Source organism: Candidatus Thorarchaeota archaeon (genome assembly GCA_013388835.1).
GTDB lineage: Archaea > Asgardarchaeota > Thorarchaeia > Thorarchaeales > Thorarchaeaceae > JACAEL01.
Genome location: JACAEL010000075.1, coordinates 1 through 14251, shown reverse-complemented (window position 1 = coordinate 14251; position 14251 = coordinate 1). Strand labels below are relative to the sequence as shown.

Annotated in this window: 13 protein-coding genes and 1 pseudogene; 9 read left to right on the top strand and 5 right to left on the bottom strand. The window is 53.8% G+C overall.

The genetic code is table 11. The annotated features are described in order from the left end of the window. From aroA to HXY34_12530, 4 genes are all read left to right on the top strand, one after another. A partial coding sequence (aroA, locus tag HXY34_12545) for a 3-phosphoshikimate 1-carboxyvinyltransferase (GenBank protein ID NWF96962.1) occupies positions 1–983 on the top strand: 983 nt, incomplete at its 5' end. Next, a complete protein-coding gene (gene aroC, locus HXY34_12540) occupies positions 980–2068 on the top strand; it encodes a chorismate synthase (GenBank protein ID NWF96961.1) in 1089 nt (362 codons plus the stop codon). The genes aroA and aroC, both read left to right, overlap by 4 nt. A gap of 1224 nt (positions 2069–3292) precedes the next feature. Further along, the gene (locus HXY34_12535) at positions 3293–3655 is read left to right on the top strand and encodes a response regulator (protein ID NWF96960.1); all 363 of its coding nucleotides are present in this window, start codon (positions 3293–3295) and stop codon (positions 3653–3655) included. Beyond that, positions 3645–4073 carry a response regulator gene (locus HXY34_12530; protein NWF96959.1) on the top strand — a complete coding sequence of 143 codons (429 nt, stop codon included), beginning with the start codon at positions 3645–3647 and terminating at the stop codon, positions 4071–4073. Before HXY34_12535 ends, HXY34_12530 begins: the two co-directional genes overlap by 11 nt. Here HXY34_12530 and HXY34_12525 read toward each other — a convergent pair whose 3' ends face one another. Beyond that, positions 4074–4832, bottom strand: a complete 759-nt coding sequence (locus tag HXY34_12525) for a hypothetical protein (protein NWF96958.1) — start codon at positions 4830–4832, stop codon at positions 4074–4076. A 233-nt stretch (positions 4833–5065) separates the two neighbouring features. Between HXY34_12525 and HXY34_12520 the strand changes: the two genes are divergently transcribed. From HXY34_12520 to HXY34_12510, 3 genes are all read left to right on the top strand, one after another. Then, positions 5066–6658 carry a tetratricopeptide repeat protein gene (locus HXY34_12520; GenBank protein NWF96957.1) on the top strand — a complete coding sequence of 531 codons (1593 nt, stop codon included), beginning with the start codon at positions 5066–5068 and terminating at the stop codon, positions 6656–6658. A 22-nt stretch (positions 6659–6680) separates the two neighbouring features. Continuing rightward, positions 6681–8075: an AAA family ATPase gene (locus HXY34_12515; GenBank protein NWF96956.1), complete on the top strand. Its 1395-nt coding sequence runs from the start codon at positions 6681–6683 to the stop codon at positions 8073–8075. Positions 8076–8710: 635 nt separating this feature from the next. Beyond that, entirely contained in the window at positions 8711–9634 is a 924-nt protein-coding gene (locus HXY34_12510) for a site-specific DNA-methyltransferase (GenBank protein ID NWF96955.1), read from the top strand. Here the strand turns inward: HXY34_12510 and HXY34_12505 are convergent. Then, positions 9602–9712 (bottom strand): annotated as a pseudogene (locus HXY34_12505) (ThaI family type II restriction endonuclease). The gene HXY34_12510 and the pseudogene HXY34_12505 overlap by 33 nt on opposite strands. Before the next feature lie 446 nt (positions 9713–10158). Between HXY34_12505 and HXY34_12500 the strand changes: the two are divergent. Both HXY34_12500 and HXY34_12495 read left to right on the top strand, forming a co-directional pair. Next, positions 10159–10545: a response regulator gene (locus HXY34_12500; GenBank protein NWF96954.1), complete on the top strand. Its 387-nt coding sequence runs from the start codon at positions 10159–10161 to the stop codon at positions 10543–10545. Positions 10546–10565: 20 nt separating this feature from the next. After that, the gene (locus HXY34_12495) at positions 10566–11249 is read left to right on the top strand and encodes a hypothetical protein (GenBank protein ID NWF96953.1); all 684 of its coding nucleotides are present in this window, start codon (positions 10566–10568) and stop codon (positions 11247–11249) included. 11 nt (positions 11250–11260) lie between these two features. Here HXY34_12495 and HXY34_12490 read toward each other — a convergent pair whose 3' ends face one another. From HXY34_12490 to HXY34_12480, 3 genes are all read right to left on the bottom strand, one after another. Then, positions 11261–11962, bottom strand: a complete 702-nt coding sequence (locus HXY34_12490; protein NWF96952.1) for a helix-turn-helix domain-containing protein — start codon at positions 11960–11962, stop codon at positions 11261–11263. Positions 11963–12465: 503 nt separating this feature from the next. Beyond that, entirely contained in the window at positions 12466–13515 is a 1050-nt protein-coding gene (locus tag HXY34_12485) for a methyltransferase domain-containing protein (protein ID NWF96951.1), read from the bottom strand. Between the two features lie 80 nt (positions 13516–13595). After that, the coding region (locus tag HXY34_12480; GenBank protein ID NWF96950.1) for a class I SAM-dependent methyltransferase at positions 13596–14251 on the bottom strand (656 nt) is incomplete at its 5' end.

Sequence of the window (14251 nt, the reverse complement as noted above, 5' to 3'; positions counted from 1 at the left end):
TCACTCTGTTGACAGGCGACTCTACTCTGAGAAGACGACCCGTGGGACAATTGATGGCGGCTTTGCAACAGCTGGGTGCAGAGGTCATCTCGCTTCAAGACAACGGTTGTCCCCCTGTGATGGTAGACGGGCGTGGTTTCACAGGGGGCACAGCACGACTCGAGGGAGATGTGAGTTCACAGTTTGTATCTGCTCTACTTCTTGCTTGCTCCCGCGGGGATATTGACTCCAGCATTGAACTCACTACGCGGCTAGAGTCTCGACCATATGTGAGAATGACACTTGCGATGATGCAACGTTTCGGAGTACATGCGGACGTGAGCGAGGACTGGAGAGAGTTCTTTGTATCGGGTGGTCAGACCTATCGATGCTGCAACTACGATGTTGAGGGCGACTACTCGTCAGCGGCGTTCATTCTGGCCGCTGGGACCCTGTGTGGAAGGGTGACAGTATCCGGTGTGTCACACGACTCATTGCAGGGTGATGCATTGTTCGTCGACATACTCAGAGAGATGGGTGCCCGTGTCACTACAGCCTCCACAACCGTGACTGCAGAGGCGAATGAACTGAGGCCAGTTGACGTCGATGTCTCCGACACTCCGGACCTCGTACCAATCCTTGTGGTGCTCGCCTCTCAGGCAGAGGGACAGACCACACTCAGAGGTGTGAGGCGACTCAGAATGAAAGAGAGTGACAGGGTTGCGGCCATCTCGAATGAGCTCTCAAAGATGGGAGCGTCTATTCACTCAGACCATGACACAATGACGGTCCGGGGCCCCACTCCGCTCCGAGGTGCTGTGATTGACCCTCACAAGGACCATCGCATTGCCATGGCATGTACTGTAGCAGCGTTGGTTGCGTCGGGGAAGACAACCATAGTCGATGCAGAGTGTGTTGCGAAGAGCTATCCTGGCTTCTTCGCCACTCTGAAGACGATAGGTGCGGCTGTCGAGGAACGACCAAGGGGGCCAACAACAGTATGACGTTCACGCTTGGTAGCCTCTTCAGGATACATGTATTTGGAGAGAGTCATGGACACTGCATTGGAGTCACTGTAGAGGGCTGCCCCCCAGGACTTCCTGTCAGCGTGGACCTCATTCAGTCCGAGTTGGACCGCAGAAGACCCGGTGATAGCCCGCTTTTTACATCACGTTCGGAGCCTGATGTTGTTGAGATCCATAGTGGTGTCTTCAATGGCCATTCAACAGGCGGTCCCATAATGATGATGGTACGGAATCTTGACTGCGACTCGTCCCATTATGAGATGTTCAGGGACGTCCCTCGACCAGGTCACGCAGACTATGCTGCACGCGTGAAGTATCGTGGCTACAATGATCACCGCGGCGGTGGGTTCCTCTCAGGAAGAATCACAGCTGCCTTCGTTATGGCAGGTGCAATTGCAAAGAGTATTCTAGCCCTCAGAGGTGTTGAGGTCCTCTCCCATGCTGTTCAGATTGGGCGTGTGCGTCTTCAGAGAGAGGTCTCAGACGAAGAGATTAGAAGCCAAGTCTATTCAAACGCAGTACGATGTGCGGACGCCAGGCTCGGTCAAGAGATGGAGCGCAGTATCCTTGAGGCCATGAGAGAACATGACTCGATAGGTGGAGTCGTTGAGTGTCGCATACTGAATGTTCCTGTCGGAGTGGGTGAACCTATCTTCAACTCGCTTGAGAGCTGTCTCAGTCATGCAGTCTTCAGTATACCTGCAGTCAAGGGCATCGAGTTTGGAGCAGGCTTCGCGTCTTCACTGAAACGTGGGTCTCAGAACAATGACGCGATGACATTCCAGGATGACAGAGTGGTCTGGACTAAGAATGATGCCGGAGGCATATTGGGCGGTATTTCCACCGGTGCACCAATCGTATTCCGAGTCGCAATAAAACCAACCCCCAGCATCGGAATGACGCAGAGAAGTGTGAATCTGAGAGAAAGGAGGGATGTGACCATTTCTGTCAGTGGACGACATGATCCGTGTATTGTCCCCAGGGCAGTACCTGTGGTGGCGTCACTTGCAGCTGTCACAATTGTAGACCTGCTGACTCGTAAAGAGTGTAGTCTGCCACAGTGAGTCACTGTCCACATCTGCCGTGCGCTCCGCCACATCGTCTACTCGTCCGTCTGCTGAACACAATACAACACGGTGCTCAGTACAACCATGTGCCCAGCATGAACAGCCAATTGAACAACACATCCCCTCAATGACCATCTGGTCCAGCCCAAGCACTCCCCTGGTGTTGAGGTATCCTTCTCAGATACCCAATTCGCACGAACCGGATGCCATCACACCGGACCTTTCGGTTTTTCGAACGTGTCCACTCGCGTACTCTCAATTCAGACACTCATTTGACCCTTCCGGCCATAATTTATTGTAACTGATTTGATACCAATTGGCGTCATCTGGTACATCTCTATCCCGCTTGCGCCTGCTCATCCGATGTGTGTTTGTCGTAATTACTGTCGATAGGTTATACCCTAAGGTAGATGTAACATGGGGTGGATTATCAGCATGCCTGATCCATAATCCTTGAAGACGCCTTGCATACTCAAGTAGCGTATCATGATATCTATGACCACGAATTGTTGTCAGATGAGGGGGATTAACCACGCCACAATAGGCAAGTACACAGTATCTGAGTATGCCAAGATGATATGTGACCACACGGACCCCCTACGCGTATTTGATTTCTGAGTACGTATTGTGAATGCACGGCGAGGATCATCACTACTCCGCTGCGGACGGCGAGTCCAACATCAGGGCACTTTCAGCATACTCAATGGAGCAGGATGCAATATGACCAGACGTGTTGCCTCCACATGATGAGTATATTGACGCTTATGACGCCAATATTAGATGTATATTTTAGCAAGTGGATGTCAGATATAAGGCACACCAGCGACCTGGGACCTGACGATTTATCGACAGATAGTGAGTGATGCATTTGAGGGGATGTGAGAGCTGTGGAGAGGGCAGAGAGGCGTGGGGACGTGCGCTAGCCGAGACAAGTGATCAGGTAGCACGGTTTATGTCACGCGACGAGGGGGGACTGATACTCCCTTGCAGTAGGACCTCTCCAGGGCCAGAGTCGGCCTTAGAGGGGCGCAGGATTGGGACACGCCGCCAGCACATTCACCTGCTCGCATGAGGTGCTACTGCGGGCAGATATCGAAGATTTACTTATATTGCGGGCTGGACATCGACTGCAGCCAGACAAAACTAAAAGGTAAAGAGCACAGGAGCGACACACCACCACGGGATGACAATATGATGCCCGCAGCTGGAGAGGAACCAAGAATGGTGACGATATTCATCATCGATGACGAAGCCATCCTTCACCGTTTGTACAAGGATGTTTTCGCTATCAAGGGACATACAGTTGTGGGCGACGCCTTTGACGGTGAGGAGGCCATACAGAAGTTTATCGAGATGTCACCCAAGCCCGAAGTGATAATCCTAGACCACAGAATGCCAAACAAGGATGGGCTACAGGCGATGAAAGAGATTCTCAGCATTGACCCGAACGCAAGAATCGTGTTCATCAGTGCGGACGCCAACGTACGCGAGCAGGCGATGAAGAGCGGAGCCAAGAGCTTTGGTCTCAAGCCCGTGACCATCAGACATATGTTGGACCTTGTTGAGAATGCGATTGCCAGCTAAAGGACACAAGACACTGCGCGTCGTACTGGCAGAGGAATACTCCCTCATGAAGGTCATAATCGCCGGCATCGTACCTTTTCTCAGAACTCTACTTCGTATGGCCATAGAGGAAGAAGGCTTCGTGACGGTAGCAGAGGCTGAAGACCCGTCATCGCTCCTCATGCTGTGTGACAGGGAGAAGCCCGACATACTCATACTGGACCTTGAGCTGGACGAGCCAAGGACATTAAGACTAATAGAAGACATACTGGACTTGGACCCGACAATCGCAATAGTGGCGGTTTCCGACCCGCGGCAGGGATATGGAGAGACAGCGCTTGCGGCGGGCGCACGGGCCTACCTCCAAAAACCCTTCTCCACTTATGACCTCGTTGACACCATGAGGAAGGTGGCTCCAGTCCTGCGCGAGCGCCGCTGATCACGAGACCCTTGACTCGGGAAACACAACCATTCCATCGTTTCCAATCTTGAAGAGCACGGGCCGCATGGTGTGTGTACTGCCGCGCATCTTCATCACCTGAATCGTTCGGACATAGTCGCCTGCAGAGTAGCCCATGTCCAGCTTTATCACTCCATCAGCCAAGAACTGCGGCATCTCATCGCTCGGGCTATTGGGGTGACTCTTCAGTTCCTGGGTCAGAAGTGTTGTGATGTGCGAATTTGATATCTCCTTGACGAAGCCGTAGACCGCCTGTCGTGTCTCCAGACTACCTGCTGCCAGCTCAAGGAGCGGACCAAGACCGTCCACTACAAGGCGGGTTGCACCCGTCTCAGTCACCCTGTGGCGAATGAGCTGCGCGAGGTTTGTGACAGTGAAGGGCTTGTCCCGGATGAGCCCGCCCTCAAAACTGACATTGTATTCGTAGGACCCTCCTTGCGGTGACAGGCTCAGTGTACCAGCCATTATGGACAGCCTCTTTGAGCTGAGTGCGGACTGGGGTTCAAGTCCTAGGTCTGCCATGTCAGCAATGATCATCTCCTCAGTCTGGTCTAAAGAGACAAGCAGGCCGCTCTCGTCTGACGATGCACCCTTGAGGAGAAAGTGCCATCCCAGTATCGACTTTCCAGTCCCCGGACCTCCGGTGACTAGGAGTGTGCGACCTCGTAGGAATCCTCCGCCCAATAGCTGGTCCAGTCCAGCCACGCCACTACTCACGCGTTCCTTCAACGTCAGCAACCCTTCGCAATTCACTCCTGCCGCAGGTTCATTTAACTCTTCCAGTATTCGGCGTATCCATGATGAATCCTTATAGGGCAGTACCCGAAAGCCTTGTACAGGAAACCCTTCAGGAGCAGGACCGAAAACACATGCGGATGTTTCTACTAGAACCTTCTTTCCGTGATACCGCGTGGAGCTATCCAGCCCAATACGCCTGCTAAGAAGCGTACAGGAGTGGTGTACCTATACCCATGACGGGACCAATAATCCCAGAGTTCAGCATGTACGAAGGACAGCTGGACAGGTATGAGCTGGAAGACCTCGATAGGAGAACTAGGCAGACCGCGAAGGGTCAGAAGGACAGGTTTCGTGACTTCACAGACATCCTGCTTGAGTACGTCGGCTCTGGAGAGTGGCAGAAGCGGTCCACCGGGTTTGTCGTGATGTGTGCAAAGGCCAGCTATCTGCGAGGCATGTATGGCTACAATCAGGCGCTCGCGAAAGGATCAACTAGCCAGGTGGCCAAGGCCTTTGCCTCAGCGGCCTATTGCAGACAGAGCCTCGACCCAAGATGGTTGAGCAGGCTAAGGAACCATGTGAACTCGTTGTGGCAGTCCAAAGACTACATAGGGTTCGCGGAGACTTCGGGACAACTGGCATCTGTCCTGATAGACCTTGGTTACACGGACCAGGCTCGAGAGGTTGCAAACGACAGCATAACGCGCGCCACGGAAGCCACAGTCCATAACGTCGATTTGCGAAACAGAGTACAGGCGGTGCTACTCGACGCGAGAATCACGCTTGCACATATCGCCGGGACCACCAAGAGCATAGAGGAGGCCCTGATTCGTCTTGATGCAGCGGAGGAGGCCGCTAGACACTTCGACAACAGTCTGGCCCTTGCAAACATTCAGTACTGCAGAGCCTATGTGTTGATGGACTCACACGAGTACGAAGAGGCAGAGGTCCTGATAGGTTCAGCCCTGAAGAAGTTTGAGATGATGGGGTATCTTCAAGGCGTTGCCAATGCCAGGAACATACGGGGACTGATGCTACTCCGCAACGGGCAGTTCCAAGACGCCAGAGACCAGTTCGAGGAGACACTGCTCATCCAACAGCAGCTGAGTAACCAGATTGGCGTGGCCCGGACGCTCATCAACGTTGGTGAGATTGATCGGCGGCTAGGGCAACTGGAGCAGATGGAGGTCTACAACAAGAGAGCGCTTGAGATCAGTCACGAGGCAGAGTACATGAGAGGAATGGCTGTTGCCATGCTGAACCTTGGGGACATAGCCGTGAGAAGAGGGGATCTAGACAGCGCAAAGCGGTACTACGAAGACGCCCACACCATCACAGAACGTTCGGGAATGAAGGAGGAGCAGTGTCTAGCCCTCTCACAGCTGGCCGACCTGGCCTATATGCGGCGGGAGTTCGAGAGGTCGGTGGACCTTGCCACACAAGCGACTCGAACAGCGCAGGAGATCTCCTACCCACTGTACGTCTTTCATGGGCTTGTGACAACTCTAATCGCTGAGTGGGAGATGGATCTTCCTCCAGACAGGACATCGCAGTCCGCTGTAAGAGCGATTATGGACAGCAACGGAGAATGGGCGGATGAGAATGCCCTAGAACTGATGCGCGGGGTCCGAAGACAGGTCTTTGAAGACCCCTCACTGGAGAGTTCGACGTGCATACTCTATGACTCGGACAAGAACTTCGAATGCCGCGCAGACCGGACATCTGCCGGAAAAGAATGCTTTGGGAACCTACTGTGGACGGGTTCACTCTGCCCATATTTCAGACGCTTTCTGAGCAAACTCAGAGGAGAGGCCGACCCCACTTAGCTATATATGCAGAGAAGGACCAATGGGGACAACGATGACTCCCAAAGGGGCGATACCTCCAATACTAGTGGATGCACTCAACACCCCGGATGGATATGTCATTGTGTTGAGTGGTGAGCCCGGCACAGGCAAGTCTATGCTTGCTCGAGAGGTGTTCATGTTCACTCAGGACTCATTCATGATACTGACAAGCCAAGAGTGCTGTTCGGCATCCGGAGAGCGCTTCGTCGATTCTCCAGACTGGGAGTCACGTCATGTCGCCATAAAGACCACCCATACGGACACGGGAGAGCGGGTTCAGTCGACGGATATGGGAGACGTGTTGTCAGTCTTCGTCACCGACAAGAGACAGGTCCGTGATGCAAGGGTCATCATCATCGACTCGTGGTCTGAACTCGTGGAGACCCTGCACGAGCCGCAGAGACGCAGATTCGAAAAGGAACTCCTTGTCGCTGCGAGAGAACAGAAGAAGAAGCTGGTCATTGTATCAGAGGACGGACAGCAGCTGGTCGATTCCCGTGCCCTTCACTACTCGGCGGACAGTATCATCAGGCTTGAGAAACACAGGAGGGACGAGCGCGTCTTTCGTCAGCTGGTGATTGAGAAGATGAGGTGGTTCCCAGTGCCACAGGACTCGTACCTCTTCACTCTTGACGGAGGCAGGTTCACCTACATACCCTGGCATCAACACACCTATCCTCCAATCACTGTCGAGCGAGAGCCCATACCCGATCCCTCGGCCAGCCGGATATCGACTGGCAATCGGAGTCTTGACAGACTGACAGGCGGGGGCTTCATCAAGGGCACATTGAACCTGATCGAAGTGGAAGACCTTGCGGCTCCATATCTTGAAACGATTTACATACCCTTTCTGTCCAACAACCTGCAGCTGGGTCGGCCTGCAGTCATTCTGCTTCCCGAAGGCTGGTCACCCGAGAGACTGACGCATGGACTGGAGCACTTCATGGACTTGTCAAGTGCGACCGACAGACTGGTCTACTTCGGCCGTCACGCTCTGGGCCGGGGCGGCAATGTGAAGCCAATCGATGACGACCCGGCGAAGGCAATTCAAGAGATCAGATACGAGACCGGACGTCTTGAGAGAGAGTATGGTTGTCCGGCCACAGACCTCTTCGCTCTTGACACCCTGGAGAACAAGTACGGGCCCTCTGTGGTCAAGGGCATGGTCGCAGAGCTCACTGCAGCGCTCTACGGCACGGGAAGAGTGACGCTGACCATACTGAGCCACCATCAGTCAGTCAAGGCTCAGTCTCTGTCCCACAGTGTGCATCTGAGAGTCGAAGAACTGTGCGGTGTGATCAGTGTGGCTGGCATCAACCCGAGAAGCAACTTCCTTGCCCTGCGCCCACTGCTATCAGCTGGGTTCCTTGACTACGAGCTTACACCAATAGTGTAGAGCCTCGGAAGAAAGATACGACCGAAGCGGTGTATCAGAGACACATGGAACAATAAGTGCCACAGGGAACGTCAAGGACTGCACAGATGGTCTTGTTGGTCTTGCCACGGGCTCACAATGCGTGATGGACAGACTAGTCCGGGCCCTGGTGTGGAGAGAGTGTGCAACAGCTGCCGAGATGTTGGACGCCTCTGGGCATCCGTGGGCAGGTCTCCAGACCAGCGGGGCTCATATACATACCACGGTTCGAAGGCAATAGCCTGAGGTCATCCATCCGACACCTGAGCGGCCTCAAGGAGTGACCCTCCCCAGTGCCGTTACCTGGGAACGACAGGACTCTTGTGTTCAACCCTGTGCAACCAGGAGTGAACGGTGAACGAAACAGCGGGCAGGGCAACGAAGGGACCGCAGAGGGCCTGTTCATGGCGTGCACACTGGAGAGACCTCTTCTTTGTACGAAGGCCGAAAAGGACAAGTGAAGAGGAAGGTTGACAAGAAGAGCCGCTCAGGAGATGAATGTCTTCGATGGCCTGCCTGAGGCGTAGGTTGATTTCCCTGAAGAGAGATACTGATTCAGGAGAAACGTCATAACCACAAGACGAAAAGAGTCGAAGGCAACTCTGCCCTGACGAGCTATGGAGAAATCCGACTTGAAGCAAAGAGGCACCAGAACAAGCAAGTTTGGCGTTTCAAAGAGAGAAGGACATGATTCCACACCTTTCTACAGCAGCAAGATGTACCAAGGACTGGAAACAGATGAGCGAGAAGATGAAGCTACAAGTTCTGTTCCCTCTGAAGTACTTGACAAGATAATATGCCAGGATTCCAGGAGAATGAGCAACATCCCTGATTCCAGTGTCCATCTCATGGTGACTTCACCACCCTACAACGTGGGCAAAGAGTACGACGAGGACTTGAATCTGGACGATTACATTGGGATGCTGAGGGATGTCTTCTCTGAGACTCACAGAGTTCTGCTCAGTGGAGGCAGGGCATGCGTAAACATAGCCAATGTTGGTAGGAAGCCCTATATTCCATATCACAAGTTCGTGATGGATGCCATGCTAGAGGTCGGATTCCTGATGAGGGGCGAGATCATCTGGAACAAGGGAGCCGGTGCGGGAGTCTCGACAGCATGGGGAAGTTGGAGATCCGCGTCTAATCCAGTTCTGAGGGACACACACGAGTACATCCTCGTGTTCTCGAAAGGGAAGTTCAGTAGAAGCTCCAAGGGGACGAAGAGCACCATAACTAGGGAGGAGTTCCTAGAGTTCACCAAGAGCGTCTGGGAGTTCCCACCAGAGTCGGCCAAGAGGGTCGGACACCCAGCCCCGTTCCCAGTAGAGCTGCCCTACAGATGCATTCAGTTGTACACCTTTGAGGGTGAAGTCGTCTTAGATCCGTTCTGCGGAGTGGGCACAACAGCAGTGTCAGCAATGAGAACCGGAAGACACTTCATCTGCATCGATGTGAACCCAGAATATGTGGAGAAGGCGAGGGCAAGAGTGGACGAGTACGTGGCGAAACCCGACCTCCATGCCTATTCTTCCGGCCCTTGAACACTCTTGCTCTGCAAGATGAAAGAGAAGGGGCAACTTCCTCTGAACCGCCTCAACAAACCCGTGGTCTTCGAACAACTAATCCTGAGGTCCAAACCTCGTTCCGAATACTAGATACTCCGGAGTTATGCGTAGTGTTCGCTGGGCGTCTCGCGGCGGTACTGAGTCAACGGTCCATCTCGTCATGCAGCCCATTCCCATTTTGACCAACTCCCCCATCATGATCACACGCACTCCCTATACGATGAAAGGAGCCGTTCGGCGCCAGAAGGGCCAAACCTGATACAGGAATCAGGCAGTCATCTGACGATAACACTGGGTTCGTGCCCATCGAGCACTGGTCCTCGCAGCAAATCTCCAACTCATCAGTGCTTTCGCACCACAGGTAAAGCACCCGAAAGCCTTACTTACCGTTTTGTACCCAATAATCACAAGAGGAGTGCTTTCACAAGCATCAGGACAAGAGGAGGCTCAGAAGAAGGTTCGTTCGTGCACAGAGTCAAGTCATTGAAGGAGATTCACACATGAGCTCCATTGCGAAGAAGAAGCGTATCCTCGTTGTTGACGACGAGGAAGTCACAACAGAGCTGGCCAAGACCTTTCTTGAGAGACATGGGTTCGAAGTCATCTGCGCGCACGACGGCGAGCAGGGTCTGATGATGGCCAGGTCACAGAAGCCCGACCTCATCCTTCTGGATGTTATGCTACCCAAGATGGATGGGTTTGAGGTCTGTAGACAGCTCAAGAACGAGGATGCCTTCAGGAAAACACCCATCCTGATGTTTACTGCGAAGGGAATGACCAAGGACATAGCCATGGGAGAAGAGGTTGGTGCGGACGAGTATATTGTCAAGCCCTTCGGTGGTGCTGCTCTTGTGGCAACCATTCGCAGACATCTGGGCATGACTTGAGATGCGAGCGGATATGGCCCTTGTCGACTGTTCCTGCTGAGTCGCCTCATGCTAGGTACCAGCTGATTGACACGCTTCTCACTCGACCTCCACCAGGCTATGTCTTCGTCGTGATGGTGTCGCAGGACAGTCACTTCGACCTTTTCATGCATACAATCGTAAGGCGCTCCATAGAACTGGGGATGAAGACGCTTCAGGTTGTGACAGAGGCCCGGAACAGAAGCATCATGAGGGCGATGGCTCAGAATCAGGGGGAGCGTTTTCAGATACTTGAGGTCTCCTACGGACAGGAGCTGTTAGGAGTCCACTCGTGCTCCAGACACCTCCACGAGATCAACATCATGCTGAGGGAGATGAGGTCCACGTATGCTCCCAGAGTAGTCTCCTTTGAGGGACTGACCCCCCTCCTCATCGACTTCTCACCAAAGGACGTCGTTCAGTTCTTCAAGGAGAGCGTTGAGGAGAGCGTCAAGGCAGGCTCACTCGAGTTCTATCTGATCCACGAGGACGCAGCTGACAAGGTCACAATCAACCAGATCTTCTCCCTTGCACAAGGAATCATCACACTCACCACGTCCAAGGGAAAGTACTATCTCGAGGTCAAGAAGTCATCGGGGCTCGACCTGAAGATGTCCAGCGTCGAGTACGTCCCGAGTATGCCCGACAATGACAGGACAGAATGGGGAATCATGGTCAGCTGGTAGTGCATAACGTATCAGTAGCGAGACTCTTGTCTGGACTTCGTGGCCTTTTCGCTTCTGGACGCAGATCCCTCTTGAAAGATCGACAGCACATCCCGGATGTCATCGGATGACCTTGCCCGCGAACCATCTTCTGGCACGGCACTACGCTTCTCAGGGTCAACTATCTCGCGTATCCGCCGGCAGGACTCCGAATCCAGCGAACACTCAGCCATTAGTCCTTCCAGTCTCTGCATGAGTTGCCCGCGGACGGCAGCCAGCCGCATTCGCTCGTCCTCCAGGTCCTGAATCCTCAAGCCGATCTGATGCAGGTCTGTGAGGAGCACTCGCACTTCGCGCAGCTCTGAGCGGTGTTCCTCAGGCAGCGGGGACGGAATATACAGAACAGGAGCCTTCGCACTTGCGCTGGTGAGTCCCACGACAAAGGCGTTCGGAAGAATCGTCGTTGACAGTCCGAAACTCACACTCAAGCGGTAGTATGTCCTCTCAGGTCCGACGTCACTTCCGCCCACCTGAGTGTCTATAAGCCCGGCCTCCTGAAGAGACTCCAAGTGCTTGAGGACGACCCTTCGGTTGAGGTTCAAGAGCTTAGATAGCTCGTAGGCATACCGTGGAGTCTGGGCGAGAAGCTGTAGGATTCTTCTGCGTGTCACATGACCAAGTGCCTTGAACACCTTGTCTAGGTCATGCGACTCTGACTGAGTCGTAGGTTTCACCCCTTGTAACACGTATGTACTCGGATGCAGACAGAAAAGGACTTCGCTAGTTGCATCTGCTCGTCACCATGTGAAAGAACAGCTGAGCACGAATGTCAGGAGACCCTCCGAACAGGAGAGAAAATGACATCACACCGGCCGCCCTCGCTACATGGTCTGCGGTCATGATGACTTCAGTACGCCAGTCTCCACAGGGGGAGCCTGAGTGACATGAGAAGCTGTATCGTCGCATTGGCCTCTCACGGCAGGCCCCATACGTCCCGCAACGAGACTGCAGAGCAGTCGCGTTCGCATGTATCGACATGTCCTTACTCCATCGTCCGGAGACTCAGGAGGTCGGCTCGGGACGTAAGGTGGCCTCAGGAGGCGGTCCTAGTGACATGTACTGAAAGCAACCGGACCGCCTTGCCGAGATCTATCAATCCCAGAGTGGCGTGCTGTTCGCATACCTCAAGGACCGGACCAGTGTGAACAGCGATTCCTACGGTCCCACAATACAGACTCTAGCTCGCCGACTTCTTGATGACCTTGAAGGCAACGGTCGGGGTGGCAAAGCCCACTGACACAGCTCCGGCTTCCCTCACCCACCTCTCAAAGTCTTCCTTGCGTATCACACCGCCGGCACCCTCGTTGACCAGAGTGAACAGCTCGACATATGGGTCCATTGACGGATGGAACGACTCGGTTCCAAAGAAGAGACCGCCCGGCTTCAGCACCCGCATCATCTCCTTCGTGGCCTGTTCACCGTTGCACCAGTGCAGGACCTGTGAAGTGTATACCATGTCAAAGTACTCGTCATCGAAGGGTATGTTCTCCGCGTACCCTGCAACAAAACGTGGGTGGTACTCCTTCAGGCCCTCTATGACGGAACGGTCAAGCTTTACCAGCCGTGAGGCATATACCGGGAACTCTTCGGCCGCGATTGACCGTAAGCCCTCGTCCGGTTCCAGCCCGTAGATCTCCATCTTGGACCCCGGGCCGAACGCTTTCCGCCTGTTGTAGTAACCCCAGATTGCCGCTGTGCCAGTCCCGTTACCACACCCCACGTCGAGGAACCTGCCACGCCTGTTCAGGGCGTGTGAGAACCTGAATGCAGACATCCGGAGTCGTTCATACAACTCCAGGCCAAGCGTGTCGTCCCAGTTGAACAGATTCATCCCGTCAGAGAAGGTCCCGTAGCGTCCCTTCAGCCTGTCGGGAAACGACGCGGCACCATCGAGCGTAATCTGCTTCATGGCGGCACCGAAAAACCTTGGCAGCTTGACAGGCTGCGGCTCGACTGGGAACGCGCTTCGGTATCTGTCATCCTCCCTGATAAGCACTCCATCATTAGTGAAGACATCAAGAACCCTCGTGAGAAACTGCATGTCCGTGTAACCAAAGTGGTCACATACGTCCTGTGCGGTCCTTGGCTGAGAGAGGAAGTCGAACCAGCCCTCCTTCAGAAGACTGTTGATGAGACTGTTTCTGTAGAAGAACCGTACTTCCTTCTTGAGTCCGCGTACACTAGCACCGAGCTTGAGCATCTCGATCCATGCACCAATCTTTGTCACTCTTCATCCATCCTTTATGCGCTGACTCTGTAGTTTCGTATTGTAACATTATACGGGCCACTGCTCGCTCTTATGACCTCTCAGGTGACCGGTCCCTTTGTGACCTTGAAGGCAACGGCGGGAGTTGCGAATCCCACCTTGGTAGCCCCTGCCTCACGAGCCCACTTTACAAAGTCCTCCTTTCTTATGGCGCCTCCGGCCCCTTGATTCAGGAGGGAGTACAGTTCCAGATACTCGTCCATTGTGGGATAGAATGACTCAGTACCAAAGAGGATACCGCCCGGCTTCAACACACGCATCATTTCTTTGGTGGCTCGCTCTCCATCGCACCAGTGCAGGACCTGTGAAGTGTACACCATGTCGAAGAAGCCATCCTCGAAGGGTATGTTCTCGGCATACCCTGCAATGAACTGAGGATAGTACTCCTTCGCACTCTCCAGTGCGCTCCGTTCAGTCTTCATCACCCTTGATGCAATCACGGCAAACTCTTCACTCGCTATCGTTCGCAGACCATCATCGGGTTCAAGACCGTAGATTCTCATTGGCGAGTCGGGACCAAATGCATTCCTTCTGTAGTAGTGACCCCATATCGATGCGGTACCGATTCCATTGCCCGACCCCACATCAAGGAGTCTGCCGCGTCTGCTCAGGGCGTGTGAGAATCTGAAGGCAGACATACGGAGTCGTTCATAGAGTTCCAAGCCCAGCGTGTCATCCCAGTTGAACAGGTTAATAC

What these genes read in the sequence shown, in the direction of transcription:
- aroC (NWF96961.1), top strand. Translation starts at nt 980, where the DNA reads ATGACGTTCACGCTTGGTAGCCTCTTCAGGATACATGTATTTGGAGAG.
- HXY34_12535 (NWF96960.1), top strand. Translation starts at nt 3,293, where the DNA reads ATGGTGACGATATTCATCATCGATGACGAAGCCATCCTTCACCGTTTG.
- HXY34_12520 (NWF96957.1), top strand. Translation starts at nt 5,066, where the DNA reads ATGACGGGACCAATAATCCCAGAGTTCAGCATGTACGAAGGACAGCTG.
- HXY34_12515 (NWF96956.1), top strand. Translation starts at nt 6,681, where the DNA reads ATGGGGACAACGATGACTCCCAAAGGGGCGATACCTCCAATACTAGTG.
- HXY34_12510 (NWF96955.1), top strand. Translation starts at nt 8,711, where the DNA reads ATGGAGAAATCCGACTTGAAGCAAAGAGGCACCAGAACAAGCAAGTTT.
- HXY34_12500 (NWF96954.1), top strand. Translation starts at nt 10,159, where the DNA reads ATGAGCTCCATTGCGAAGAAGAAGCGTATCCTCGTTGTTGACGACGAG.